The 24,340-nt window shown below is 40.8% G+C and carries 26 protein-coding genes, 1 pseudogene and 1 riboswitch; of the genes and pseudogenes, 24 read left to right on the top strand and 3 right to left on the bottom strand.

The window, feature by feature from the left end; translation table 11 throughout:
• Nucleotides 1–157 precede the first annotated feature (157 nt).
• From ACIQXQ_RS01510 to ACIQXQ_RS01455, 12 genes are all read left to right on the top strand, one after another.
• The gene (locus tag ACIQXQ_RS01510; RefSeq protein ID WP_402954653.1) at nt 158–1,000 is read left to right on the top strand and encodes a DegV family protein; all 843 of its coding nucleotides are present in this window, start codon (nt 158–160) and stop codon (nt 998–1,000) included.
• 120 nt (nt 1,001–1,120) lie between these two features.
• Complete coding sequence (locus ACIQXQ_RS01505; protein ID WP_402954650.1) at nt 1,121–2,509, top strand: ATP-dependent helicase ComFA; 1,389 nt, start codon at nt 1,121–1,123, stop codon at nt 2,507–2,509.
• Nucleotides 2,502–3,194, top strand: coding sequence for a ComFC family protein (locus tag ACIQXQ_RS01500; RefSeq protein WP_402954647.1), 693 nt, complete (start codon nt 2,502–2,504; stop codon nt 3,192–3,194). The genes ACIQXQ_RS01505 and ACIQXQ_RS01500 overlap by 8 nt, the downstream gene beginning before the upstream one ends.
• A gap of 88 nt (nt 3,195–3,282) precedes the next feature.
• Nucleotides 3,283–3,693 (top strand): TIGR03826 family flagellar region protein, encoded by a 411-nt coding sequence (locus ACIQXQ_RS01495; protein WP_402954644.1) that lies wholly within the window; start codon nt 3,283–3,285, stop codon nt 3,691–3,693.
• A gap of 247 nt (nt 3,694–3,940) precedes the next feature.
• Complete coding sequence (gene flgM, locus ACIQXQ_RS01490; RefSeq protein WP_402954641.1) at nt 3,941–4,204, top strand: flagellar biosynthesis anti-sigma factor FlgM; 264 nt, start codon at nt 3,941–3,943, stop codon at nt 4,202–4,204.
• Nucleotides 4,205–4,280: 76 nt separating this feature from the next.
• Nucleotides 4,281–4,769 carry a flagellar protein FlgN gene (locus ACIQXQ_RS01485; protein WP_402954638.1) on the top strand — a complete coding sequence of 163 codons (489 nt, stop codon included), beginning with the start codon at nt 4,281–4,283 and terminating at the stop codon, nt 4,767–4,769.
• 29 nt (nt 4,770–4,798) lie between these two features.
• Complete coding sequence (gene flgK, locus ACIQXQ_RS01480) at nt 4,799–6,355, top strand: flagellar hook-associated protein FlgK (RefSeq protein WP_402954635.1); 1,557 nt, start codon at nt 4,799–4,801, stop codon at nt 6,353–6,355.
• Between the two features lie 15 nt (nt 6,356–6,370).
• Nucleotides 6,371–7,252 (top strand): flagellar hook-associated protein FlgL, encoded by an 882-nt coding sequence (gene flgL, locus ACIQXQ_RS01475; RefSeq protein ID WP_402954632.1) that lies wholly within the window; start codon nt 6,371–6,373, stop codon nt 7,250–7,252.
• Nucleotides 7,253–7,301: 49 nt separating this feature from the next.
• The gene (locus ACIQXQ_RS01470) at nt 7,302–7,880 is read left to right on the top strand and encodes a DUF6470 family protein (protein WP_402954629.1); all 579 of its coding nucleotides are present in this window, start codon (nt 7,302–7,304) and stop codon (nt 7,878–7,880) included.
• Nucleotides 7,881–7,888: 8 nt separating this feature from the next.
• Nucleotides 7,889–8,335, top strand: coding sequence for a flagellar assembly protein FliW (gene fliW / locus ACIQXQ_RS01465; RefSeq protein ID WP_402954626.1), 447 nt, complete (start codon nt 7,889–7,891; stop codon nt 8,333–8,335).
• Nucleotides 8,335–8,568, top strand: a complete 234-nt coding sequence (csrA, locus tag ACIQXQ_RS01460; protein WP_402954623.1) for a carbon storage regulator CsrA — start codon at nt 8,335–8,337, stop codon at nt 8,566–8,568. The genes fliW and csrA overlap by 1 nt, the downstream gene beginning before the upstream one ends.
• Before the next feature lie 138 nt (nt 8,569–8,706).
• Nucleotides 8,707–10,242 carry a flagellin N-terminal helical domain-containing protein gene (locus ACIQXQ_RS01455; RefSeq protein ID WP_402954620.1) on the top strand — a complete coding sequence of 512 codons (1,536 nt, stop codon included), beginning with the start codon at nt 8,707–8,709 and terminating at the stop codon, nt 10,240–10,242.
• A gap of 67 nt (nt 10,243–10,309) precedes the next feature.
• On the opposite strand, the gene ACIQXQ_RS01450 is transcribed toward ACIQXQ_RS01455, so the two are convergent.
• Both ACIQXQ_RS01450 and ACIQXQ_RS01445 read right to left on the bottom strand, forming a co-directional pair.
• The gene (locus tag ACIQXQ_RS01450) at nt 10,310–11,485 is read right to left on the bottom strand and encodes an IS110 family RNA-guided transposase (RefSeq protein WP_402955120.1); all 1,176 of its coding nucleotides are present in this window, start codon (nt 11,483–11,485) and stop codon (nt 10,310–10,312) included.
• Nucleotides 11,486–11,670: 185 nt separating this feature from the next.
• Nucleotides 11,671–11,845 (bottom strand): annotated as a pseudogene (locus ACIQXQ_RS01445) (recombinase family protein); the annotation flags it as partial.
• A gap of 213 nt (nt 11,846–12,058) precedes the next feature.
• Between ACIQXQ_RS01445 and flaG the strand changes: the two are divergent.
• The 6 genes from flaG to ACIQXQ_RS01415 all read left to right on the top strand — a co-directional run bounded on the left by flaG (nt 12,059) and on the right by ACIQXQ_RS01415 (nt 16,430).
• Nucleotides 12,059–12,421 (top strand): flagellar protein FlaG, encoded by a 363-nt coding sequence (gene flaG / locus ACIQXQ_RS01440; RefSeq protein WP_402954617.1) that lies wholly within the window; start codon nt 12,059–12,061, stop codon nt 12,419–12,421.
• Nucleotides 12,422–12,432: 11 nt separating this feature from the next.
• Nucleotides 12,433–13,926: a flagellar hook-associated protein 2 gene (locus tag ACIQXQ_RS01435; RefSeq protein ID WP_402954614.1), complete on the top strand. Its 1,494-nt coding sequence runs from the start codon at nt 12,433–12,435 to the stop codon at nt 13,924–13,926.
• A 24-nt stretch (nt 13,927–13,950) separates the two neighbouring features.
• Nucleotides 13,951–14,352 carry a flagellar export chaperone FliS gene (gene fliS, locus ACIQXQ_RS01430; protein ID WP_402954611.1) on the top strand — a complete coding sequence of 134 codons (402 nt, stop codon included), beginning with the start codon at nt 13,951–13,953 and terminating at the stop codon, nt 14,350–14,352.
• Entirely contained in the window at nt 14,352–14,696 is a 345-nt protein-coding gene (fliT, locus tag ACIQXQ_RS01425; protein WP_402954608.1) for a flagellar protein FliT, read from the top strand. Before fliS ends, fliT begins: the two co-directional genes overlap by 1 nt.
• 256 nt (nt 14,697–14,952) lie before the next feature.
• Nucleotides 14,953–15,510 carry a ribosome hibernation-promoting factor, HPF/YfiA family gene (gene hpf, locus ACIQXQ_RS01420; protein ID WP_402870618.1) on the top strand — a complete coding sequence of 186 codons (558 nt, stop codon included), beginning with the start codon at nt 14,953–14,955 and terminating at the stop codon, nt 15,508–15,510.
• A gap of 672 nt (nt 15,511–16,182) precedes the next feature.
• A riboswitch (cyclic di-GMP riboswitch) is annotated at nt 16,183–16,269 on the top strand.
• 32 nt (nt 16,270–16,301) lie between these two features.
• Nucleotides 16,302–16,430 (top strand): anti-repressor SinI family protein, encoded by a 129-nt coding sequence (locus tag ACIQXQ_RS01415; RefSeq protein ID WP_402954605.1) that lies wholly within the window; start codon nt 16,302–16,304, stop codon nt 16,428–16,430.
• Nucleotides 16,431–16,539: 109 nt separating this feature from the next.
• On the opposite strand, the gene ACIQXQ_RS01410 is transcribed toward ACIQXQ_RS01415, so the two are convergent.
• Nucleotides 16,540–16,860 (bottom strand): helix-turn-helix domain-containing protein, encoded by a 321-nt coding sequence (locus ACIQXQ_RS01410; protein ID WP_402954602.1) that lies wholly within the window; start codon nt 16,858–16,860, stop codon nt 16,540–16,542.
• 411 nt (nt 16,861–17,271) lie between these two features.
• Between ACIQXQ_RS01410 and secA the strand changes: the two genes are divergently transcribed.
• From secA to ftsX, 6 genes are all read left to right on the top strand, one after another.
• A complete protein-coding gene (gene secA, locus ACIQXQ_RS01405) occupies nt 17,272–19,785 on the top strand; it encodes a preprotein translocase subunit SecA (RefSeq protein ID WP_402954599.1) in 2,514 nt (837 codons plus the stop codon).
• A 168-nt stretch (nt 19,786–19,953) separates the two neighbouring features.
• A protein-coding gene (gene prfB, locus ACIQXQ_RS01400; protein ID WP_402870630.1) for a peptide chain release factor 2 occupies nt 19,954–21,052 on the top strand; the annotation gives its coding sequence in 2 pieces (ribosomal slippage) (nt 19,954–20,025 and nt 20,027–21,052; 1,098 coding nt in all).
• Between the two features lie 171 nt (nt 21,053–21,223).
• Nucleotides 21,224–22,087 carry a YitT family protein gene (locus tag ACIQXQ_RS01395; protein ID WP_402954594.1) on the top strand — a complete coding sequence of 288 codons (864 nt, stop codon included), beginning with the start codon at nt 21,224–21,226 and terminating at the stop codon, nt 22,085–22,087.
• Between the two features lie 53 nt (nt 22,088–22,140).
• Complete coding sequence (gene cccB, locus ACIQXQ_RS01390; RefSeq protein ID WP_402870636.1) at nt 22,141–22,485, top strand: cytochrome c551; 345 nt, start codon at nt 22,141–22,143, stop codon at nt 22,483–22,485.
• Nucleotides 22,486–22,761: 276 nt separating this feature from the next.
• Nucleotides 22,762–23,448 carry a cell division ATP-binding protein FtsE gene (gene ftsE / locus ACIQXQ_RS01385; protein ID WP_402870638.1) on the top strand — a complete coding sequence of 229 codons (687 nt, stop codon included), beginning with the start codon at nt 22,762–22,764 and terminating at the stop codon, nt 23,446–23,448.
• Nucleotides 23,438–24,331 (top strand): permease-like cell division protein FtsX, encoded by an 894-nt coding sequence (ftsX, locus tag ACIQXQ_RS01380; RefSeq protein ID WP_402870641.1) that lies wholly within the window; start codon nt 23,438–23,440, stop codon nt 24,329–24,331. The genes ftsE and ftsX overlap by 11 nt, the downstream gene beginning before the upstream one ends.
• The last annotated feature ends 9 nt before the right edge of the window (nt 24,332–24,340 follow it).

The following is a 24,340-nucleotide window of genomic DNA, read 5'->3' as shown; positions in this document are numbered from 1 at the left end:
TTCCGTTACGCAACGCGTAGGGAGGGCCGGCTTTTTTGTTTGACTTATCATGATAATCATAGGAGAAAGGAAAGCTATTTAATGCAAATAAAGGCTTTTTCCTATAGAATGTTGAATAAGTACAGAGAGTAAATATGGTTAAGGATGGTACTATACTATGAAAACGGCAGTCGTAACAGACAGCACAGCATATATACCTAAGGAAGTACGTGAACGATTACATATACATATGATGCCGCTTAATGTAATTTTCTCGAATGAGGCATACCGGGAAGAAGTGGATATTACCGCAGATGAATTTTATGAAGAAGTTAAAAAGCAAGAAAAATTGCCGACCACTTCACAGCCCCCAATTGGTTTGTTTGTCGAGAAGTTTGAAGAACTGAAGGAGAATTACGATGATGTCATTTCAATTCATCTATCGAGTGGGATAAGCGGGACGTACCAAGGGGCCATTGCAGCCGGTGACATGGTTGAAGGGATTCGCGTCCATGCCTTTGACTCCGAAATCAGTTGCATGGTCCAAGGGCTTTATGTTCTTGAAGCAGCTCAGATGGCCCTTGATGGCAAATCTGCAGACGAAATCTTGGCGAGGCTCCGGGAAATGAAGCAGTCCGTCCGGGCCTATTTCATGGCAGATGATTTATCCCATCTGCAACGTGGCGGACGACTTAGTAGTGCTCAAGCGTTGATCGGAAGTTTACTTCAAGTGAAGCCTCTTCTTCACTTTGTTGACAAGGTCATCGTACCGTTTGAAAAAATCCGCACGAGAAAGAAAGCGATGAAACGGATTGCGGATTTACTTGGTGAAGACGCGGCAAGCGGGCTCCCGTATAGAGCGGTCATCATCCATGCCAAGCGGGAAGAGGAAGCGACGGAATGGAAAACGGAACTTGAAGCGCGATTCCCGAATGTGGAGTTCAGCCTTGGCTATTTCGGCCCTGTCATCGGGACGCATCTGGGTGAAGGCGCAATGGGAATGGGCTGGTATAAAATCTAAAGGATGAACGTCTTTCCAGAGGAGAGGCGTTTTTTTTTTTTGTGATTAAAAAAGGATTCACTTATAGAATGCGAGAATTCTAATCAAGAGTCATCAGTTTACAAGAAAGAAGGTAGGAATGTGAATACTCTCCCCTTTTCAAAAGAACTTCAAAAGCACCTCGCTGGACGGCTGCTGTTGGCAGCGGAAATTCCCTTCCCCAAAGAAATCCTTACTGAACATATTACAAAAGGCCATGTTTCGGAAATAAGTGGCGTACGGCGCGAGAATGGGCGCTTCACATGCATACGCTGTGGGAACAAGGATCCTTCCTTGTTTTATACGTTTCCATGTAAAGTGTGCCATCAAGATTGTACGTACTGCCGGTCCTGTATCATGATGGGGCGGGTCAGTGAATGTAGCAAATTATACAGTTGGAGTGGTCCTCCACTCGCGTTTCCTATTCCGGATCAGGTCATGGGCTGGGAGGGAACACTTTCGGCAGGCCAGCAAACGGCCTCGGATTGTGTCGTTCAAGCCATCCAAAAGAACGGGGAATTCCTCGTATGGGCCGTGTGCGGTGCCGGGAAGACGGAAGTTCTATTTGCAGGAATCGAGGCAGGCTTGCTAGCTGGGAAGCGGATTTGTATCGCGACACCCCGTACCGATGTCGTACTAGAACTAGCTCCCCGTTTAAAAAGGGCTTTCCCGACAATCGAAGTATCCGCCCTCTATGGCGGAAGCGAAGACCGGCATAAACCATCGCCCCTTACCGTTTCCACCACCCATCAGCTTTTTCGCTTTTCCAAAGCCTTCGATGTCATCATCATTGATGAAGTTGATGCATTTCCCTACTCCATGGATAAATCGCTGCATGATGCGGTCCAGAAATCCAAGAAACCAACTTCTACCACCATCTACTTAACGGCGACACCCTCCAAACCAATGCAACTAGCTTACCAAAACGGAAAACTGCAAGCGGTGACGATTCCAGCACGTTATCACCGGCAGCCCATACCTGTACCTGAAATGAAGTGGGCTGGCAATTGGCAAAAGCAATTTCTCCAAAAAAAGATTCCTTCTGTGATCAAGAAGTGGGTAAGCGACCGCCTACAGAAAAAGACGCCTCTATTATTATTTTTTCCGAGCATACAAGTGATGGAGCAGGTGCTTCCTCTGTTTCAAGAGCTGGACCCGAAAGTGGAAGCCGTTCATTCAAAGCATCCGGAGCGAAAAGAAAGGGTGCAGGCTTTAAGGGATGGCGAAGTGCCAGGGTTATTGACGACGACCATCTTGGAGCGTGGCGTCACGATCGAACGTCTGGAGGTTGCGGTGATTGGTGCCGAACACGAGGTGTTTTCCGAGAGTGCCCTCGTCCAGATTGCCGGACGTGTGGGCAGAAGCTTTGCTTATCCGAGGGGCACGGTCACGTTTTTTCATTATGGAAAAAGCCGGGCGATGCTAGAGAGTATTCGTCATATTGAAAAGATGAACCTGGATGCTAGGAAAAGGGGGCTGCTGGATGCGTAGATGTTTATTCTGTGATGAAGAGATGAAGGACGTCCTGACATGGAGGAGTTTATTGCTGAAGGTTGAAGCGAAAGTGATCTGCGAGGAATGTGAATCAAGACTTGAGGTGATAAGTGGCGAGACCTGTTCGATGTGCTCTAGGGAGCTGGATGAGAAGTTTCGGATGGGGGATCGATGTTTAGATTGTGTGAGATGGGAAAAAGATGAAAAGTGGAAAGGGCATTTAACGCAGAACGTCTCATTATTTCGTTATAATGAATTCCTGAAAGACATCATTGCGAAGTATAAGTACCGAGGAGATTATGCATTGGCAGAAGCCTTCGTCCCCTTTTTAAGAGAAAGAATGAAGGACCTGAAATATGATATTGTGACGGTGATTCCGCTTAGCGAGGAGCGGTTGAAAGAGCGCGGGTTCAATCAGGCACAAGCCTTAACAGATCTATTGGGTCTTGAAACAATGGAGCTCCTTACGCGCCTCCATACCGAAAAGCAATCGAAAAAGTCACGTGAGGAGCGGATATCATTGCCACAGGTTTTTCAAGTTATCGAGCTGGACGCGATACAGAACAAATCAATTGTAATCGTGGATGACATTTACACGACCGGATCGACGCTTAGGCATGCAGCGAAAGCCTTGAAACTTGCTGGCGCAGGAGATATTTTCTCCATCACGCTAGCTAGGTAAAAGTGAGTATTTTTACAAACTTCCTAAAGTATCGCTTTTTCTATTCGATATATACAGTAGAAGAATATAGTCGAGGGGGACACCCGAAATGGATTTATTCAACTGTCCGAACTGTAATTCGTTATTTGTTAAAACGAAATTCCGCGATGTTTGCGATGCTTGCTATAAAGAAGAAGAAGCGCAATTTGATAAGGTGTATGATTACATCCGGAAGAAAAGTAATCGTACAGCGTCCATGATACAGGTGGTGGATGCCACAGGTGTCGAGGAAGAACTAATCATTAAGTTTGTGAAAACGGGAAAGCTGAGAATTGCTCAATTTCCGAACTTGAGTATTCCTTGTGAAAAATGTGGAACGCTTATTCGTAACGGGAGATTATGTGAAACATGCAGCGATTCCATTCGTTCGGGTCTAGAAACGTTTGAGAATGAAGAAAAGCGTCGCCTTGAGATTGAGGAACGCGATAAAAAAAATACATACTTTACGAAAGATCTATAAAGTGTAAATCTTAGCTTCTTGGCTGGAATTTTGTTAGAATATTCTGTATTGAGAACAGAATTCGACAAAGGATGTCGAAGGAAAGATTACTGGAAATCATCAAATAAATCTATTCCTTGTCGATAATACTAGTATGGATAATAAACACAGCCGTGAGTCTTTCTCATCGCCTGTTAAAGGAATCGTAAATATGTGGATGTTGATAAGAATAGATAAAAAAAATCGACCGAAGGAGAGGATCTGGAATATGAAAATCAATAACGTCGGTGTAACGGGTGTGAATCCCTATAATACTCAAATCAATAAAGTGGGGAATGTCAAAGATTCCAAGGTCAACCCCTCAGACAAAGTGGAAATATCTTCAGCCGCAAAAGAGATGCAGCAATTATCACCCATTCCAGCTGCTAGACAGGCGAAGGTGGATGAACTGAAAATCCAAGTGGAAAACGGAACTTATAAGATAAATGCAGAGGCAACAGCCAAGGGATTAATCGATTTCTACCGAAAATGACCCTTAATCAAACGTTTGATTAAAATGGACGGAACCGCATTCCGTCCATCATCTATGAGCAGAGGAGGCAGCGAACATGTCTGCACGACAGATCATCGACTCGCTTGAAAAATTGGTTGCCCTTCATAAAAGCTTCAACCAATTAGCGCAAAGAAAAACGAACATCTTGAAAGCCGGCGACACGGAGGCTATCTCCGCCCTGCTGATTGATGAACAAAAGCATATTAAAGCAATCAGCCAAACGGATCAAGAAAGAGAAGCCGCTGTGGAAAGATTTCTTACGGCAAATGGTGCAGCGAATCAAGAGGCTTCGATTTCCACTGTAACGAAATTCACAGATCCGCTTGAAACGGTTGCGCTTGAACACTTAAAAACGGAACTGATTGAAGAGGTAGCTCAATTGAAAGAGCAAAACAGTTTAAATCAACAGCTAATCTATCAATCTCTTCAATTCATAAATGTCTCCCTGAATATGCTACGGCCTCAAAATCAGAATATGAACTATGGAAAAACGGCCAAGAAAGCTGCGAAAAGCGGCTTAGGCATGTTTGATTCGAAAGCGTAAGATAGAGAAAATAATGGAGGTTTGAACTTATGATTTCAAGCTTTATGGGGCTCGAAACAGCAAAGCGTGGATTATCCACCTCGCAAGGTGCCTTGTATACGACAGGAAATAACGTGTCCAATGCTAACACGGTAGGCTATTCAAGGCAGCGGGTCAACTTGGAGCAAACATCCGGTTTCCCTACCGTCGGGATGAACAGCCCCCGTGTAGCGGGTCAAATCGGAACGGGTGTAGCGGCAGAAACGGTGCAAAGAATCCGCGACAGCTTTTTGGATGCGCAATACAGAACGCAAAGTAATAAAATCGGTTATTATGGCGCCATGAGCGAATCGCTATCGAAAATGGAAGGCATCATGAACGAACCAACGGATAGCGGCTTGGCTGCCACGATGGAGAAGTTCTGGAATTCAATCCAAGGATTAACGGCCAACGCCGAAAATTCTGGTGCCCGTGAAGTCGTGGCCTCCACAGGCGTGATGGTCGCTGATACATTGAATTACTACTATAACTCGTTAACAAGCGTGAAAACGGACATTGGCAACCAAATCAATGTCAAAGCGAACGAAATCAATACCATCATTGACAGCATTGATCAACTGAACCAACAAATCAGTAAAGTCGAGCCGCATGGCTATATTCCAAATGACCTTTACGATAAACGGGACGTGCTCGTCGACAACCTATCACAGCTTGTCAGTGTCAACGTGAAAAACGTCATTCCAAGCGACTATGGCAAGGCAAGCGATGTTGCGACAGGTTTATACAACATCGAGCTAATGAATGAAGATGGCTCCTCGTATGTACCACCTATCAATTTAGTCAGTGTGAACAAAACGGGCATGCTTGGGACAGTCAAAGTTGCAGTGAGCTATGATGATACGTCAGGTGCGGTAGACGGAGTGAAGTTCGGCTCGAAAACGATTACGGACTTCAATTTTTCTGGAGAACTGGCTGGGTTGATTGAAAGCTTCGGATATAAGAAGAGTGATGGCACAACTGGGGGCTCTTATCCTGATATGTTGCAAAAGCTCGATAACATGACGAAGGCCTTTGTGAATGAGTTTAATGCGATTCATCAAGAAGGGTTTGCTTTAGGTGCGAATGCAAAATCAGGGCTCAACTTTTTTGAAATCAGCGTTAATGGGAGTGCTGCTCAAAGTATCAAGATGAATAGTGATATTTTAAAAGATTCTTCATTAATTGCCGCTGGGAAAACAAGTGGGGCATCTGGCGATAATGAAAATGCGAAGCTATTGGCTGATTTGAAAAAGAAAGCTTTTAATGACTATTCGACAAAGGATTTAAATTCTAAGGATTTAACAGGGAGCTTTGACACCTATTATTCCGGAATTATTGGAAACTTGGGTGTTGATTCTCAAAGTGCCCAAAAGAACCTTTCTAACTCATTAGTGCTTGCAGCATCAGTTGATCAAAATAGAGCATCTGTTAGTTCTGTATCCTTGGATGAAGAAATGACTGACATGATTAAATTCCAGCAGGCTTATAATGCATCAGCAAGAATGGTGACGATGGTCGACGAGATGCTCGATAAAATCATTAACGGAATGGGAACCGTAGGCCGATAATAGGAGTGAATATAGATGCGTGTAACGCAATCGATGCTAACCAATAATATGTTAACCAACCTTAGCAGTAGCTATGAGAAATTGGGCAAGCTGCAGGAACAAGTCTCATCGCAAAAGAAATTCTCGAAGCCTTCTGATGATCCGGTCGCAGCGATGATGGGGATGGGATACCGGACCAACCTCAATCAAATCCAGCAGTATAAGAGTAATATCTCCGAAGCGGAAAATTGGATTGATAGTACGGATGATGCGATTACTGAAGCAGTTTCAGCTTTACAAAGGATTCGGGAGCTAACGGTACAAGGTAGTAATGGGACGTATGAAGAAAATCAGAAGGGTAATATTGCAGAAGAAGTCAAGCAATTGAAAGAACATCTTGTGAGTATCGGTGATACACAAATTGGTGGTAAGTATATTTTTAATGGACAGAATACGAATGTGAAGCCTTCTGATAGTTTAGATGCTACAACAGGGAAAATCACATACGGTTCGGAACCTATTAACCTTGAAGTGTTTTCTGGAATTTCTATTCAAATCAATACAGATGGATCCAAGGTTTTTGGAGATGCTCTTGCCAAGGATGGTAGTATTCAAAAAACAATTGATGCGCTCGAAGGCAATGGTGATGTTGGTGCGATGTTGGCAGAACTTGATAAAACGATTGATAGCTTCTTAGCTACGCAGGCCCAAGTGGGTGCTAGACAGAATCGGATTGAGTTGATGACTGATCGTCTAAGTCAACAAGAGGTTTTTGCTACGGAAATTCTTTCGAAAAATGAGGATGTCGATATTGAGAAGGCGATCATGAATTTAACGACTCAAGAAAGTGTTCATAGTGCTTCATTAAGTATCGGCGCAAAAATCATGCAACCGAGTTTACTAGATTTTCTTCGCTAAGCTATTCGTAATCGGATAGCTTTTTTCTATAAAGAGAGGAGTGTTGAAGATGCAAATGCCGCAAATTCGCATGCAGTCTACATCGATGCAAATCGGATTGAATATCGAACAACCGGTACAGCAAATAGAACAAAAAGCAGCGGACTTATTGATAGAACAGCCAAAAGCCATTTTAGAAATTCAAACTACTCCTGGGAAGCTAACAATTGATCAGTCGAAGGCTAGAGAAGATATGGATTTGAAGAGCCTCTCCAAGCGAGTGGAGGAATTTGCCCAGCAGGGTTACCAGGATTGGCTTGCTGGTATGGCAAGAAGATCACAACAGGGAACGGAATTGAGGCATATTGAAAACGGTGGGAATGCGATAGCTTCTCAGGCGAAACAGAACGGCAAAGGCCCAGAGAAGCAATTCAATCTTGGATGGATTCCTTCACATTTCAGTGTGAAGCTTGATTATCAACCGGCCCAAGTCGATATTGAAGTAACTCCGCAAAAACCAAACATTGATGTTCAAATTAATAGACCGACTCATGAATATACGCCAGGTAACACGGAAGTGGAAGTTCTACAAAAAAATTCACTGGATATAGATTTCATAAATTTATTTCCAGATGAGATAGTGGAGTGAAGAATTATATGATTAGATCAACAAAATTTCATGGTGAAATAGAAATAGCAGAGGAAGATATTTATAGATTTGAAAGCGGGATACCTGGGTTTCTGGAGGAAAAGGAGTTTAGTTTATTGCCATTAGAAGAAACGCTATTTTTCGTTCTTCAATCTATTAAAACAAAAGAAGTGGCATTCATCGTTACAAACCCTTTTGATACTTTTCGTGATTATGAAGTGAAGCTGACTGATGAAGTACTTTCTACCTTACAAATAGAAACAGAAAAAGAAGTCATAACACTTGTCATCTTAACCATTCAAGATCCTTTCAATCAAACAACTGCCAATCTTCAGGCTCCTATCATTTTAAATACTCATAAAAGAACTGGAAAGCAGTTTATCATGAATGGTAGCGGCTATATGATTAAGCATTTGCTAATTGAACCTCTAGAAGTAGAACAGGGGGAATACTAATGCTTGTATTAACGAGGAAACCAAATGAATCGATCGTAATAGGAAATGATATTGAAATTACAGTGCTAGAAATAGAAGGAGAACAGATCAAACTTGGTATCAATGCACCAAAAAATGTGGATATTCACCGAAAAGAAGTCTACCTGTCCATTCAGCAAGAAAATAATGAAGCCACTAAAACAGAAACCAATATTATGGAAAAAATAAACGAATATTTTAAGGAAAAAACTTAAAAATTGCTTAATATGTTTCTTAGACTGTCGATATTATATATACAACGATAGATAGTGAAATAGGCGGCCGACTTATTCACTGCTTATCGTAAAAAACCACATGGATGTGGGAACCGAAAACTCAAGGAGGAAACAATAATGATTATCAATCACAATATCGCAGCACTTAACACACATCGTCAGTTATCAAGTGCTTCAAGTGCACAATCTAAATCAATGGAGAAACTGGCTTCAGGTATGCGTATCAACCGTGCAGGAGACGATGCAGCAGGTCTTGCAATCTCTGAAAAAATGCGTGGGCAGATTCGTGGTTTAGACCAAGCCTCTAAAAACGCACAAGATGGTGTTTCTTTAATCCAAACAGCTGAAGGTGCATTAAATGAAACTCATGATATTCTTCAACGTATGCGTGAATTAGGAGTTCAATCATCAAACGATACAAATACTACTGATGATAGAGCAGAAATTCAAAAAGAAATTACTCAATTAGCTGATGAAATCGATAGAATTTCTAGTACTACAGAGTTTAATACTAAGAAACTAATTGATGGTTCAAGTTCTGATAATGCAAAGAATAGTTTTTATACGAATACTACTGGAGCAGCTGTTGCTGGAGTAGATGTTAAATCATTTGCATCTATTGGCACTTCTACTGTTCATGGTGTTTCTGTAGCAAATGCGAATGCAGCAACTATTACAGCATCAACTGTACTCAAGTCTGGTGTAGGTTTGGATGCTGCTGCAGCAACTGGAATAAGCACTTTAGCTTCACTGAACAATACTGGGGATGCTTCATTGGGCTTATCTAATGGTGATACTATTAAAATGTCCATGAATGTGGCTGGCGAAAATCTAGATTTTGAATATAAAATAACAGATGCTTCTACTGAAACTTATCAAAATGTAGTAGATACTCTTAATACAAAATTAGGTTCTAAAGGAACAGCTGCAATTAATGATGGTAAATTAACGATTACTGGGACTGTTGGTAGAGATAATGCAATTACCGATGTAAGTATTACTGCTACCAATAGTGCTGGGGCAGAAAGAGCGGCATTTAACACAACTGCTACTTTCACCCAAACACAGGTTGCAGCTAATAAAGGGGATATTGTTTTAAACGTAGGTTCTGATGCAGTAACAAATAATTCAGTTGCAGCTGCTGCAGGATCTAAAGTTAATGGTTTAATTGATGGAGTAACAATCGAGTTAGGTAGCACTTTTACAGCAAATGATGAAGTTAGTGTCACTGTTTCTAAGTCAGACCAATCTTTATCTATGCATATAGGAGCAAACGAAGATCAAACAGTCAACATTTCTATTAGTGATATGAGTGCTCGTGCACTTGGTATAAGAGATAGTAATGGTAAGGCGGTTGATGTAACAAGTGCAGCTAGTTCTGAAACAGCAATTACTGCAATTGATGATGCTATTAAAACGGTATCTGCAGAACGTTCTAAACTTGGTGCTATGCAAAACCGTTTAGAACACACTATTAATAATTTAGGTACATCATCTGAAAACCTAACTGCTGCGGAATCTCGTATCCGTGACGTAGACATGGCGAAAGAAATGATGAACCAAACTAAAAACTCAATTCTTTCTCAAGCAGCACAAGCAATGTTGGCTCAAGCTAACCAACAACCTCAAGGCGTACTTCAATTACTTCGTTAATCTTCGCCCCACGGCTTAGATTAGCTAAAAAGAAAGAGACTCTAGGGATTTTTCCTAGGGTCTCTATTTATGCACTCTCATTCTCTAATACAGGCTGTCTGTAAGGTGTTTTATTCTTCATAATACTAAATACTATGTTTACTAGCCTTCTTTCTACATAGACCATGGCTTGTTTCTTCTTGCGCCCCTCTTTAATTTTACTCTGATAGTATTCATACATGATTGGGTTCATATTTTTTCTTATTTGTGTTAAGGCAAGGGAGTAGAAGGCTTTATTAAGTTCTCTGTTACCTAATTTGTTTGAGTAATTTCTTTGGCTCTCCCCCGAACTGTGTTCAAGTGGAGCAATTCCAGCCAATTTAGCTAGTTTATTTGCCTTAGGAAACCTATTGACATCTCCAATATTGGCTATGAAGGTAGCTGCCAGTACTGTATCAATTCCATTTATAGTCTTGAGCGGATATCCTGTTACTTCGATTAAGTTATCAAGGGTTATATCAAGACTACCAATCTGACTTTCTAGATTTTCGAGGGAATTTATGAAAGATATCACACTTTCATTTTGTTCCTTCTGATAATCTGTCTTATTCCAGCCGTTACTATCAACCGCTTCTAATATCTCTTTTACCTTCTTTTTAGGTACTGATTTATTAAATTTCTTTAGTTCTTCCATCAGTTCCCGCTCTGTGACCGCTTCAAGTAAGTTTGGTGAAGGATATTTCTTGAAGAAACCTTTTGCCGTTTTACTTTCTAGATCCTTAAAAAATTCTTTATGCATGGGGTAATGATGAACAAGGATATTCTGAAGTGACATTTTGATATTGGCTGTCATTTGAACATAATTGTTTCTAGTATTGAGTGTTTGTTTGATGGCAAGATATACATCTTGAGGATTGGCAAAAGGGAGGTGTTTATATTCGAAAATAAGAGTTTTAGCAACCGCAAGAGCATCAAGCTCATCAGATTTATTATGATTAGTTCCAATACTTCTTTGTTTCTTTGTATAAGAAGAATTAACTTCTTTTACTATGAAATCTGAGTCAAGTAGGTATCTGGCAAGGCTTCTACCATAAAAATTAACATCTTCTAAACCAAATACAATTTCTTTCCAGTCTGACTTCTTCTGCACTTGTTCAACGAATGCAGGGAAAGCAGAGAATGCATTCTTTAGGTTAAATGTCTTGATTTTATCTCCAAAACAGTCAGTTAATACTGCAACATGATAGTTTTTATGTAGGTCTATTCCTACAAATACGCATTTAGTTCATCTAGCTGGTTCATTCAAATCATTCCTCCTAAGTAATTTCTATTCATTTGGGTTAATAAGAGAATGTGACAGCGTCAGTTATAGCGTTAGCCCGCCAATAAAGGAGACTCGCAATGATACGTTAGTCTAACACTCTCTTATCTACCAAACTAAAATTAGGATTACAAAATGGCTTTATGTTGACCTTGTGAGGTGGTTACATCTCCATAATGATATGTACCTTTAAAAATCTTCACGATCTAAAATTCGTTTTACTTGGACTTTGGTAAACTGTTTTCCCTTATTAGTTTTATGACCTTCTATATTGAGTTGATCAGCTACTTTTTGGAGTGACCAGCTACTATTAGATGATAAGAAGCGGACCATAGTTTTTAGCTAGGGTCTATTCGTGCTTACTATTTTTCTTAAATAAAAGGGTTGCCTTCAAATAAGTTTAAAATTGTACCTTTCTAATATTCACTAAATCTACATTACCCCATTCCAATCACTAAATATAAACTGGCAAATACCGATATAAAAAGTAAAGATATATTATTGGGGGCAAAAGAGATGTTGGAGAGTCTATCGACGAATATTCTTTCCTCGCAACTTAGAACAGCAATCTCAGAGGGAATCAGTACGTATTATCAGAGAGAAATCAATACAGTAGCCTATTCAGAACAAAGTGTAGAATCGAATGACAATCCAACAAAAGAAAAGGTCCAGGAGGTAACTGAAAGTTTAAATACCTTTCTAAATCCAACACATACAGCGGTACGCTTTGAATATCATGAAAAACTGGACGAGTATTATGTTAAGGTCGTTGATGACATAACGAATGAAACAATCAGAGAAATCCCTCCAAAAAAGCTTCTAGACTTTTATGCGGCAATGACGGAATTTGTCGGAATAATGGTAGACGAAAAAATATAAGCAGGTGATGAATGATGGTACGTGTCAGTGGATTAGCAAGCGGAATGGATATTGATGAAATAGTAAAAAGTATGATGCAGGCTGAACGAGTTCCCTTGGATAAACTAACACAGAAAAAGCAATATTCTGAGTGGCAACGGGATGATTATCGGTCGGTAAATACAGCGTTATCTGAATTGGATAAACTGATTTCAGATGGAGTTGGAAAACAATCTTCATTTATTAAGAAGACAGTAACGGTTTCTAACCCAAATGCAATTGGTATTAAAAATATAAATTCGACTACAGATTTTGCTGGAACGATAGAAGTACAGAATTTAGCTGTTGCAGCTACTATGAAAAACCATACACCACTTTCCCTTAATCCTAAAGCTAAGCTTTTAGCTGAAGGAGAAGCTGAAAAAGAAATTTATATCCAGGCAATTGATAAGAATGGGGAACTAGGCGAGAAAAAAAAGCTGACCATTACTGCGGAGGATACTCTAGATAGCCTAATTTCTAAAATCAATTCTAACACTGATGTTACTGCTTTCTATGATAAGCAATCCGGTCAAATGTCATTCACAGCTAAAAATACCGGGGATATTGCGAATAAAGCTGAAATCATATTAACTGGAGACTTTTTTACAGGAACCCTAAAGATGGATGAAGATAATGAAAAAGCAATAGAAAAATCAAAAGGAACGAGTGGGATAAATGCGACTCTTACCTACAACGGACTAGAAATTACAAGAAGTTCAAATGTGATTAATTTGAATGGCGCCGAATTTACGTTAAAAGAAAAGACTGAGGGACCGGTCACGTTCTCCTCCAAAGCTGACGTAGACACCATTTTAGACACGGTCACTCAGTTCGTGAACAAATACAATGAAATCATCAAAAAAATTCAGGACAAAACTAGTGAATCGAAATATCGTTCCTATACGCCTCTTTCAACAGAGCAAAAGAAGGCGATGACCGAAGATGAAGTGAAATTGTGGGAAGAAAAGGCGAAGAGTGGGACATTGAAAAATGACTCAACATTAAAAAGTCTTCTGACAACGATGAGGTCTTCTCTGTATACTTCTGTAAGTGGTATGACAGGGAATCATACGCTCAGTGGTTTGGGAATTACCACAACTAAGAATTACTTAGAAGGTGGTAAACTAACCATTGATGAGGATAAGCTGCGTGCGGCCATTTCAGAAGATCCGAATGCAATTTATAAACTGTTCATGTCTGAAGGTAAAGATACGGAGAAAAGTTCACAAGGTCTGGCACGTCGTTTGCGTGCGGATATCCAATCATCCATGAAGGTGATTACAGAAAAAGCCGGTAAGGCTGGCTATGTTAATAATAATTTCACCATCGGAAAAGCGGTCAGTGGGCTGGATACAAGAATTTCAGCGTTCGAGGCAAAGTTAGTAAAACTGGAAACACGATACTACAATCAATTTACAGCCATGGAGAAGGCAATATCGAAGGCGAATAGCCAGAGCTCTAGTTTGTCGCAATATTTTAGCTAAGTAAGAAAGGAAGAATGAAAAGAAATGGCCATAAACAACCCATACCAATCTTATCAACAAAATTCAGTGAATACAGCGTCGCCGGGGGAGCTTACACTCATGCTTTATAACGGATGCCTGAAGTTCATTCTACTTGGTAAAAAAGCCATTGAAGCGGGTAAAATCGAAGAAAAGAATACGAATATCTTAAAGGCTCAAAACATCGTTCATGAGCTGATGGTTACCTTGAATATGGATGTTGCCGTATCGAAAGACTTGATGAGCCTCTATGATTATATGAATCGACGTCTGATTGAAGCTAATTTGAAGAATGATATTGCGGCCCTAGAAGAAGTGGAGGGGCTTGTTACCGAGTTCCGTAATACATGGAAGGAAGCCATTCAATTGAACCGCCAAAAACAATTCGTCCAAAGTGGTCAAGTTTGATGGTGCTTCAAGACTTTCATGATATCACCACTGAATTACTAACCGTCTTGCAGGACCAGAATATTGTCGAACGCGATGATCGAATCGATCGAATCACAAGGTTGCTTGACCGTCGTGAAGCGTTTCTTTCGCATATCCAACCGCCTTTTTCGGATGAAGAGCTACAATTGGGTCGTCAATCCAAGCTTCTGAATCAGCAGGTCGATCAATTGTTGTTGCTTCAAAAGCAAGAGATTCAGCGGGATATCAAGGAACTGAACCAGAAAAAGAAAACTTCGAACAAATACACCAATCCTTATGAGAATCTTTCCACGGATGGCATGTTTTACGACAAAAAGAAATAAACTCTTACCCAAACCGTTTGAATTTCAAACGGTTTTTGTGTAAATTATTTCTAAAATTTCTGTAAATTACGATGGCTAATTTTTTCTTTATTGGGCAGTGTTTGGTATAATAGAGCTAAGGTAGACAACAACCTTTTTCAAACCTTCCGACAATTGTTTCATAATTTCGACATATTTCATGATGTGTTTCTAAAGGAAACCGGAGGGGTATTGTAGAATCTAACTGTATAGTCTTAATTTAAGGAGGACTCACTTTATGAATTACAACGTACGCGGTGAAAACATTGAGGTAACTCCAGCAATTCGAGAATACGTCGAAAAGAAAATTGGCAAGTTAGAAAGATATTTTAACAATACGCCAGATGCGAATGTGCAAGTGAATTTGAAAGTGAACAATAATACGTCCAAGGTCGAAGTGACGATTCCGATGCAGAATTTGGTTCTTCGCGCTGAAGAAGAAAATGCGGACATGTATGCCGCAATTGATTTGATCAATGACAAGCTAGAACGCCAAATTCGTAAACATAAAACGAAGGTCAACCGAAAGTTCCGCAACAACTTATCCAATACACCCGAAGCATTCGCTTTTGCTACGGAAGTCGATGAAGTGGCGGATGAATTCGAAGATGACAGCGATATTGAAGTGGTCCGCAACAAACGCTTTGATTTGAAGCCGATGGACAGTGAAGAAGCGATTCTGCAAATGAATATGCTGGGTCACAGTTTCTTCGTTTACACGAATGCGGATACGAATACAACCAACGTCGTGTATCGCCGGAAAGATGGACGATACGGATTAATAGAACCAAGTTAAGTTAATCATGAAATGTATAGAAGCACCGTCCAGACCCTGGGCGGTGTTTTTTAGGCATTCTCTTTTTCTATTTATTTAACATTGAAGTAGGTATAAAGTAATGGTTATGTTTTCTGGATTTGGAAATGCGTTAAAGATCCCATGAGGTATATTCCTTTCATAACAGGTATTCTCAAATGAAGTAGAGGTAATATAAAGTTTCTTTAAAACGAACAAAAAGTGTTCTTTTGTGAGAAAGATAGGTTTTTATACCTATTTCTATATTCCCTTAATTTGGCATATAATCGACTTAATCGTTCTTTAAAACGAACAAGTGGTTAATAAGGTGCAGAGGGGATGGGATGTTGTTTCGGAAAAATTGCCATACATGCAATAGGGCTTCATTTAGTAGTTCGGAAATGGGGAATTGGTTTTGTCCTACCTGCGGCGAGGATTTGACCGTGCAAAAGGCCTTTGATGCACTGTCGGTGGAGCGAATTAATATGTCTCATCGCCTGAATGAAAAGAACAAGGTTTTTTATTATCTGAAAAAGCGAACGTGATTTTCTCCCTATTGTTGTAATTTGTCGATAAATATTTCCTTATATTGGTTAATTGACGACATAAACTAGCAACATATGTAGGGTGTATTCCCTATAATAAGATTGTAAACTATGTATTTAGTAATATTTATCGTGAAAAAGGCAAACTTATCGAAAGGTGAGGGCGCAAAGGCACAGGTCTAAGGCTGTAAGTGGCTATGATGGCTGGTCTGCCTGAAATACAAGGTAGTATTTTAGGAGGTTGATAATATGATTACGACGGAAATGGATCAAGAGTGGATGACGTTGATCAAAGAGGCAAAATGCTTAGGATTAACGAAAGAAGAGATCCGCGATTTTCTAGCGCGGGAGTCATCGAAGGGGAATCACAAAAAATGAGAAAGATGTGGAAAGCATCCCTATAAACAGTATGGAGCATGGCTGTTTATAGGGATGCTTTCGTTTGCGTAAATAGATTGATAGAGTGCTATGCTTCCTATCTATTTTTCTATTCGTTGTTCTTTTTCCATTTGTTAAACTCAATAAATTCTCGGAATTGTTGTTTTGAAACACCTGAATGCATGGCATCTTCAACGATTTTTATCCAGTCGTTATCCAGGATTTCCTTATTGGGAGCATCGTAAAGAAGGGCATCAACAGGAACATGAAGCACTGCAGAGATTTTTTCCAAAAATTGAATGGAAGGATTCGTTTGTAAGTTCCGTTCGAGCGAACTTAAGTAGGACTTGGCTACCCCGGCTTTCTCGGCTAGTTCAGTCATCGACATTTTCTTTTCTTCCCGCAGCTTTTTAACACGCTCACCGATCATCATTACCACCTCGAACTAGTTCTATTTATCCCACAGAATAAGCTTTGCTGACCACTTACAGTGTCTTCTACTATCCAGGTTTACAAGCGAATGGCGTCAACTATCTATTAAACCCATTTATAGTAGTTGAGATATATAGCCTTTTTTAAAGACCATCTGTGCAAACGTGGGCCTACCCATATGTATTTTAAATCTTCCCTCTATTTTAACAGTTTTTGTTCTGTTTTATCCATTGTTTTTCTCAAGAAGTGATATCTGGCCCATAGTCCTGAAAGTGACATGAAGTTGTACCTCATGAATAGAAGTGGTAAAATTAAGACTAGATTATTATCGGCAGAAGGTGTGTTCCTTCTTACTTATATGAATGAACGATATTGAATGATCATTTTCCCAATAGAGGAGCGTTAATGAATGCTTAATATATTAAATAAAGTTTTTGATCCGAATAAGCGAGAACTTAAGCGGTTAGAAAAAGTGGCTGATCAGGTCGAAGCGCTGGCGGATGAGATGGCTTCGTTATCGGACGAGCAGCTGACTGCCAAAACGGAAGAATTCAAGAAACGTTATCAAAACGGGGAAACTGTGGATGATTTGCTCGTTGAGGCATTTGCTGTTGTACGTGAAGGTGCAAAGCGGGCCCTTGGCATGTATCCTTTCCGCGTTCAGATCATGGGTGGGGCGTCCCTTCATGATGGGAATATCTCCGAAATGAAAACAGGTGAAGGGAAAACGTTGACCTCAACCATGCCCGTTTATTTAAATGCGATTACTGGCAAAGGTGTGCATGTCGTGACCGTCAATGAATACCTCGCACAACGTGATGCGACTGATATGGGTGTGTTATACAATTTCCTCGGACTGTCTGTCGGGTTGAATCTGAACAGTCATTCTAAAGAAGAAAAACAAGAAGCATACAATGCGGATATCACGTATAGCACGAATAATGAGTTAGGTTTCGATTACTTGCGTGACAATATGGTGCTATATAAAGAACAAATGGTTCAACGGCCATTGCATTATGCGGTTATCGATGAAGTCGATTCCATCTTGATCGATGAAGCGAGGACGCCATTGATCATTTCCGGTGCGGCGCAAAAATCAGCCCAGCTTTATATCCAGGCGAATGCGTTTGTGCGTACCCTGAAAAAAGATACGGATTACACGTATGATGAGAAAACCAAAGGCGTGCAATTGACTGAAGAAGGTATGAACAGGGCTGAAAGAGCGTTCAATATTGATAATTTATTCGATATCACTCATGTGACATTGAACCATCATATCAATCAGGCATTGAAAGCACATGTTGCCATGCATTTGGATGTGGATTATGTGGTCCAAGACGGCGAGATTGTCATCGTTGACCAATTTACAGGCCGTTTAATGAAAGGTCGCCGTTATAGTGAAGGACTTCATCAGGCCATTGAAGCAAAAGAGGGACTAGAAATTCAAAATGAAAGCATGACCCTTGCGACGATTACTTTCCAGAACTATTTCAGGATGTATGAAAAACTTTCCGGTATGACGGGTACGGCCAAGACGGAAGAAGAAGAGTTCCGTAATATCTATAATATGAATGTTATTGCGATTCCAACGAACCGGGATATCGTCCGGGATGACCGTCCAGATCTCATTTATGCGTCAATGGACGGAAAATTCAAAGCGGTCGTGGAAGATATTGCAGAGCGTCATGTAAAAGGACAGCCCGTGCTGGTTGGTACGGTCGCCATTGAGACTTCGGAGATCATTTCCAACTACTTGACGAAAAAAGGCATTCCTCATAACGTGTTGAATGCGAAGAACCATGAGCGTGAAGCGGAAATCATCTTGAATGCAGGGAATAAGGGAGCGGTTACGATCGCCACAAACATGGCTGGCCGTGGTACGGATATCAAGCTAGGCGAAGGTGTCAAAGACGTGGGCGGGCTTGCCGTCATCGGGACGGAACGTCATGAAAGTCGCCGGATTGATAACCAGCTGCGTGGTCGTTCTGGTCGTCAGGGAGATCCAGGGGTCACTCAGTTCTATCTATCCATGGAAGATGAATTGATGCGTCGCTTTGGTTCGGATAATATGAAGAGTATGATGGCGCGCCTTGGCATGGATGATTCCCAACCCATTCAAAGCAAAATGGTGTCAAGAGCCGTTGAATCCGCTCAGAAACGGGTTGAAGGCAATAACTTCGATTCTCGTAAACAATTGCTGCAGTATGATGATGTTCTTCGTCAGCAACGTGAAATCATATACAAACAGCGTTTCGATGTAATGGAAAGCGAAAACTTGCGTGAAATCGTTGAAACGATGATCACGGCGTCCATTCAACGTAATGTTGCAGCTTTTGCGCCGATGGGCGATGAAGAAGGCTGGAACTTGCAAGGACTTGTCGATTACTTGAACGGCAATCTATTCCAAGAGGGTGAGATTACAATCGCCGATTTGGATGGGAAAGATGAATCGGAACTGGTTGAGTTCATTCTAGGAAAAGTAAAAGAAAGTTATGATCAAAAAGAAGCCGAGCTTTCAGAAGAGCAAATGCGCGAGTTTGAAAAAGTTATCGTGCTTCGTGCAGTGGACAGCAAGTGGATGGATCATATCGATGCGATGGAACAATTGCGTCAAGGGATTCACCTACGTGCATATGGTCAAATCGATCCGCTTCGTGAATACCAATCAGAAGGCTTCGCGATGTTTGAAAGCATGATTGCTTCGATGGAAGATGAGGTCACTAAGTACATTATGAAAGCTGAAATCCGCAATAACTTGGAGCGGAAGGAAGTCATAAAAGGACAAGCGGTCAATCCGAAAGAAGACGAAGGCGGTAAAGTGAAGAAGGCACCGGCTCGTAAATCGGAAGATGTCGGGCGAAATGCTTTATGTCCATGTGGCAGCGGAAAAAAATATAAGAATTGTCATGGCAACTTAGCCTGAAAATAGGTGTATAATGGAGAAGAGACGGATAAGTTAAATGAACTTACCGCCTCTTTTCATGTTCCGTTTATGAAACCGGACTGAATGCATATCGTTTTAAAAAGGCATATTTGCATAAAGCAAATCCCGATACGGGATTTTTTTAACATACTAATGAGGTGAATAGAAATGGAAATGGCAGAAATCAGAAACGAATTAGAAAGAACAGCGCAACGATTAACGGACTTTAGGGGGTCTCTTTGACTTAGATGAAAAAGAGGCACGCATTGCACAACTAGAAAATGAGATGACGCATCCTGACTTTTGGAATGATCAACAAAAGGCTCAAGGTGTCATCAATGAAACGAACGCATTGAAAGAACAAGTCGACCAATTGGCCGAGTTGAATGATTCGTATGAAAATCTCGATTTGACGTATGAACTGGTCAAAGAAGAGAATGATGAAGATCTTATGACAGAGTTAGTGGAAGAAATCACGATTCTTTCCCAAAAGATGAATGACTTTGAACTACAGCTTCTACTAAGTGAAGAGTATGATTCGAAAAATGCCATTCTGGAACTGCATCCTGGTGCAGGCGGAACAGAGTCCCAAGATTGGGGTTCCATGTTGCTACGCATGTACACTAGATGGGGCGAAAAAAGAGGATTCAAGGTGGAAACCCTTGATTACCTTCCAGGTGATGAAGCGGGAATCAAGAGTGTAACGCTCCTATTCAAAGGCCATAACGCATATGGCTATTTGAAAGCGGAAAAAGGCGTGCACCGTCTTGTCCGGATTTCTCCTTTCGATTCATCAGGCCGCCGTCATACTTCGTTCGTATCATGCGAAGTCATGCCGGAATTCGATGAAACGATTCATATAGATATCCGTACGGAAGATTTGAAAATCGATACGTACCGGGCAAGTGGCGCCGGCGGTCAGCATATTAACACGACTGACTCAGCTGTCCGGATTACCCATTTACCAACGAATACGGTCGTAACGTGTCAAAATGAGAGATCGCAAATCAAAAACAAGGCCCAAGCGATGAATATGCTGAAAGCCAAATTATATCAACTTGAGATCGAACAGCAACAAGCCGATTTGGATGAAATCCGCGGTGAACAGAAGGAAATTGGCTGGGGAAGCCAAATCCGCTCTTACGTCTTCCATCCTTATTCCATGGTAAAGGATCACCGTACAAGTGCAGAGACCGGGAACCTTGGAGCAGTGATGGATGGGGATATCGATATGTTCATCGATGCTTATTTACGTTCTAAATTATAAGAGGTATGAATCGAACCGGATCTTATTCGGTTCGATTTTTTTGTACAACATTTCAATTCATTAGTCCTTTACCACGTCATCTGGATGTTATTTACAGGAAATGAACAGGGATGCTATACTACTTTCGGTTAAGACTAATTAAATAAGAAGGATTATGAGGAGACAACCAGAATGAGAAAGAGATATCGGGAGCCAAAGCACCCTTTGATACAAATTTTGATGGAATATGGTCTAGTGTTGATAGGGTCAGGCATCATCGCGATTGGGTTCAATGTATTTCTACTACCTAACCAGGTCGCTTCAGGCGGGGTCAGCGGAATCAGCACGATTCTATATACCACGCTAGGTTGGGAACCAGCGTATGTTCAGTGGGCATTTAATATTCCTTTATTCATTGCCGGACTTATTGTACTTGGAAGGAATTTTGGAGCAAAAACGTTCATCGGTACGTTATTTTTACCGTTTGTCGTCTTCCTGACAAAGGATTGGGAACCATGGACGAACGATGCATTACTCGGGTCACTTTGTGGCGGTATCCTTGTCGGATTAGGATTGGGCATAGTCTTTCGCGGGAAGGCTTCCACTGGCGGTACTGATTTAGCGGCGCAAATCATTCATAAGTATACCAATTTGTCATTGGGGACCTGTGTGGCAATCATTGACGGCCTCATCGTGTTGAGCGCGGCCATTGTTTTTGATATTGAAAAAGGGCTGTATGCCTTGATCAGCTTATATGTCACAAGTAAGACCATCGACCTTATCCAAGTTGGATTCAACCGTTCCAAGATGGCATTAATTATCACGAATAATGAACCCGAAGTTAGGGATGCTATTATACATGAACTAGACCGCGGTGTTACACGGATTTCCGGGCATGGCGGCTATACGGACGATTCCCGTCCGATTTTAATGTGTGTCATCGATCAATCTGAATTCACCAAATTGAAACAATTGGTCAAAGTCGTTGACCCTAAAGCATTCGTGATCGTCATGGATGCCTCAGAGGTACTTGGAGAGGGTTTTAAACTCGATTGAGATTGGTATAATGTTTCTGTACTGGTAGACTTAAGAAGAAGGGGGCTTGTCCAATGAAAAAGAAATGGTTAGCTTTACTATTAGGTACATCTCTTGCGCTTACTGCTTGCGGGGGGAATGACGATAATAACGCAGATAAAGAACCGGCAACGGATACTAATGAAACGACCACTGCTGGTGCCGGTGATGCAGCCAAGATTTATGAAAATAAATGTTCAAGTTGTCATGCCGTGAATCTTGAAGGCGGCGTAGGCCCGAATTTAACGGAAGTCGGTTCGCGTTTGTCGAAAGATGAAATTGAGCAAATCATCTTGAAAGGCCAAGGTGGAATGCCAAAAGGTGTCATCATTGGTGATGATGCATCAAAAGTAGCCGATTGGCTTTCCGAACATAAGTAACATTTCTACTGAAACGTCCTCCTTTAGGCTGGACGTTTCATCCATCCTCTTCATAAAATCCCCTATTATTTCCATTCGTTTTTCCGTATACTAGATAGATAGTCTTACCTCACTCTTTGAAATGAAACTGTAATATTTTTATGCTTAATTTGACAAACTTTGATGTTATAATGTTCCTGTGCTTAAAACGAAATGATTCCTGTCGTTATTTAAAAAATGCTGTCGAAAAAAACGCTTTTAATAGATAAGTTAACAAGCAAATTAGGTGGTTTTAGAATGATAGAGATGATAGATGTCAAAAAGACCTATTCTAATGGCGTCATAGCCATTAATGGGTTGAATGTAAAAATACAACCAGGCGAGTTTGTTTATGTAGTGGGTCCAAGTGGTGCCGGCAAATCGACCTTCATCAAAATGATGTATCGGGAAGAAAAGCCGACAAGTGGAAATATCTTGGTTAATGGTGTCAGCCTACCAAAAATCCGCAATTCGAAAGTTCCTCTATTTCGCCGTAATATCGGGATGGTCTTCCAGGATTTTAAACTCCTTCAAACTTTCACAGTCTACGAAAATGTTGCCTTTGCAATGGAAGTCATCGAAAAAGAACCTGAAGTCATTAAAAAGAGAGTCATGGAAGTTCTCGATCTAGTAGGGATCAAGCATAAAGCCAGAATGCGTCCTGCAGAGTTATCAGGTGGAGAACAACAAAGGGTTGCGATTGCCCGTTCAATCGTCAATGACCCCAAGGTGGTTATTGCCGATGAACCTACAGGGAATCTGGATCCTGAAACATCATGGGAAATCATGAGCATATTTGAAGAAATAAACAAGCGCGGAACGACACTTATCATGGCTACGCACAATAAAGATATTGTTAATAACTTTAAACGTCGTGTAATTGCCATTGAAGGTGGAAAAATCGTTCGCGATGAACATAGAGGTGAATACGGATATGAAATTTAGAACACTCGTCCGTCACTTCCGTGAAAGCTTTAAAAACATTGGTCGTAATGGTTGGATGACGTTTGCATCAGTAAGTGCTGTAACAGTCACTCTAACATTGGTTGGCGTTTTTTTAGTGATTATGATGAATTTGAATCATATCGCGGGTAATGTCGAAAACGATGTCGAAATTCGTGCGCATATTGATAATGCAGCGAGTAAAGAGGATATACAAGCAATCAGCAAGCAGATAACGAGTATAGGTGGAATTGATAGTGTTGTCTTCTCCCCTAAGGATGAAGAGCTCACCAATTTAATTGATGATCTAGGCGATAATGGAGATGCCTTTAAACCATTTGAACAAGACAACCCTTTACGGGATGTTTATATCATTAAAACGAAAACACCTCAAGATGTGATCAAGGTAGCTAAAGAAATCGAAAGCATCAATTATATTCAAAGCGTTAAATATGGACAAGGTTATGTTGAAAACCTATTTAGTTTTGTCGAAATTGCTAGAAATATCGGGATTGTACTTATCGTAGGGTTGCTTTTCACAGCCATGTTCCTCATCTCGAATACGATTAAAATTACAATTGTGGCTAGGAAAAAAGAAATCGAGATCATGAGATTGGTAGGGGCAACAAACAACTTCATTCGTTGGCCATTCTTCTTAGAGGGACTCTGGTTAGGAATCCTTGGTTCTGTCGTGCCTATCGCCCTGATTTCAGTACTCTACTACAATCTGTTCAATTATATATCACCACAGATTACGTTTAAATTCGTAGACTTTTTACCAGCAAGTCCATTCATTTACCAAGTGTCGGCGATTCTTATCATCATGGGCGCCGTGATTGGAATATGGGGAAGCTTAATGTCCGTTAGAAAATTCTTAAAAGCATAAGCGAACAAA

This window comes from Peribacillus sp. NPDC097198 (genome assembly GCF_044762055.1).
Classification (GTDB): Bacteria; Bacillota; Bacilli; order Bacillales; family DSM-1321; genus Peribacillus.
Note: the sequence above shows the minus strand (reverse complement) of the source record. Positions and strands in the feature narration are given on the sequence as shown.

Excerpts from the sequence above, each read along its gene's own strand:
- ACIQXQ_RS01510 (WP_402954653.1), top strand. The coding sequence starts at position 158 with ATGAAAACGGCAGTCGTAACAGACAGCACAGCATATATACCTAAGGAA.
- ACIQXQ_RS01500 (WP_402954647.1), top strand. The coding sequence starts at position 2,502 with ATGCGTAGATGTTTATTCTGTGATGAAGAGATGAAGGACGTCCTGACA.
- ACIQXQ_RS01495 (WP_402954644.1), top strand. The coding sequence starts at position 3,283 with ATGGATTTATTCAACTGTCCGAACTGTAATTCGTTATTTGTTAAAACG.
- flgM (WP_402954641.1), top strand. The coding sequence starts at position 3,941 with ATGAAAATCAATAACGTCGGTGTAACGGGTGTGAATCCCTATAATACT.
- ACIQXQ_RS01485 (WP_402954638.1), top strand. The coding sequence starts at position 4,281 with ATGTCTGCACGACAGATCATCGACTCGCTTGAAAAATTGGTTGCCCTT.
- flgK (WP_402954635.1), top strand. The coding sequence starts at position 4,799 with ATGATTTCAAGCTTTATGGGGCTCGAAACAGCAAAGCGTGGATTATCC.
- flgL (WP_402954632.1), top strand. The coding sequence starts at position 6,371 with ATGCGTGTAACGCAATCGATGCTAACCAATAATATGTTAACCAACCTT.
- ACIQXQ_RS01470 (WP_402954629.1), top strand. The coding sequence starts at position 7,302 with ATGCAAATGCCGCAAATTCGCATGCAGTCTACATCGATGCAAATCGGA.
- fliW (WP_402954626.1), top strand. The coding sequence starts at position 7,889 with ATGATTAGATCAACAAAATTTCATGGTGAAATAGAAATAGCAGAGGAA.
- csrA (WP_402954623.1), top strand. The coding sequence starts at position 8,335 with ATGCTTGTATTAACGAGGAAACCAAATGAATCGATCGTAATAGGAAAT.
- ACIQXQ_RS01455 (WP_402954620.1), top strand. The coding sequence starts at position 8,707 with ATGATTATCAATCACAATATCGCAGCACTTAACACACATCGTCAGTTA.
- flaG (WP_402954617.1), top strand. The coding sequence starts at position 12,059 with ATGTTGGAGAGTCTATCGACGAATATTCTTTCCTCGCAACTTAGAACA.
- ACIQXQ_RS01435 (WP_402954614.1), top strand. The coding sequence starts at position 12,433 with ATGATGGTACGTGTCAGTGGATTAGCAAGCGGAATGGATATTGATGAA.
- fliS (WP_402954611.1), top strand. The coding sequence starts at position 13,951 with ATGGCCATAAACAACCCATACCAATCTTATCAACAAAATTCAGTGAAT.
- fliT (WP_402954608.1), top strand. The coding sequence starts at position 14,352 with ATGGTGCTTCAAGACTTTCATGATATCACCACTGAATTACTAACCGTC.
- hpf (WP_402870618.1), top strand. The coding sequence starts at position 14,953 with ATGAATTACAACGTACGCGGTGAAAACATTGAGGTAACTCCAGCAATT.
- ACIQXQ_RS01415 (WP_402954605.1), top strand. The coding sequence starts at position 16,302 with ATGATTACGACGGAAATGGATCAAGAGTGGATGACGTTGATCAAAGAG.
- ACIQXQ_RS01410 (WP_402954602.1), bottom strand. The coding sequence starts at position 16,860 with ATGATCGGTGAGCGTGTTAAAAAGCTGCGGGAAGAAAAGAAAATGTCG.
- secA (WP_402954599.1), top strand. The coding sequence starts at position 17,272 with ATGCTTAATATATTAAATAAAGTTTTTGATCCGAATAAGCGAGAACTT.
- ACIQXQ_RS01395 (WP_402954594.1), top strand. The coding sequence starts at position 21,224 with ATGAGAAAGAGATATCGGGAGCCAAAGCACCCTTTGATACAAATTTTG.
- cccB (WP_402870636.1), top strand. The coding sequence starts at position 22,141 with ATGAAAAAGAAATGGTTAGCTTTACTATTAGGTACATCTCTTGCGCTT.
- ftsE (WP_402870638.1), top strand. The coding sequence starts at position 22,762 with ATGATAGAGATGATAGATGTCAAAAAGACCTATTCTAATGGCGTCATA.
- ftsX (WP_402870641.1), top strand. The coding sequence starts at position 23,438 with ATGAAATTTAGAACACTCGTCCGTCACTTCCGTGAAAGCTTTAAAAAC.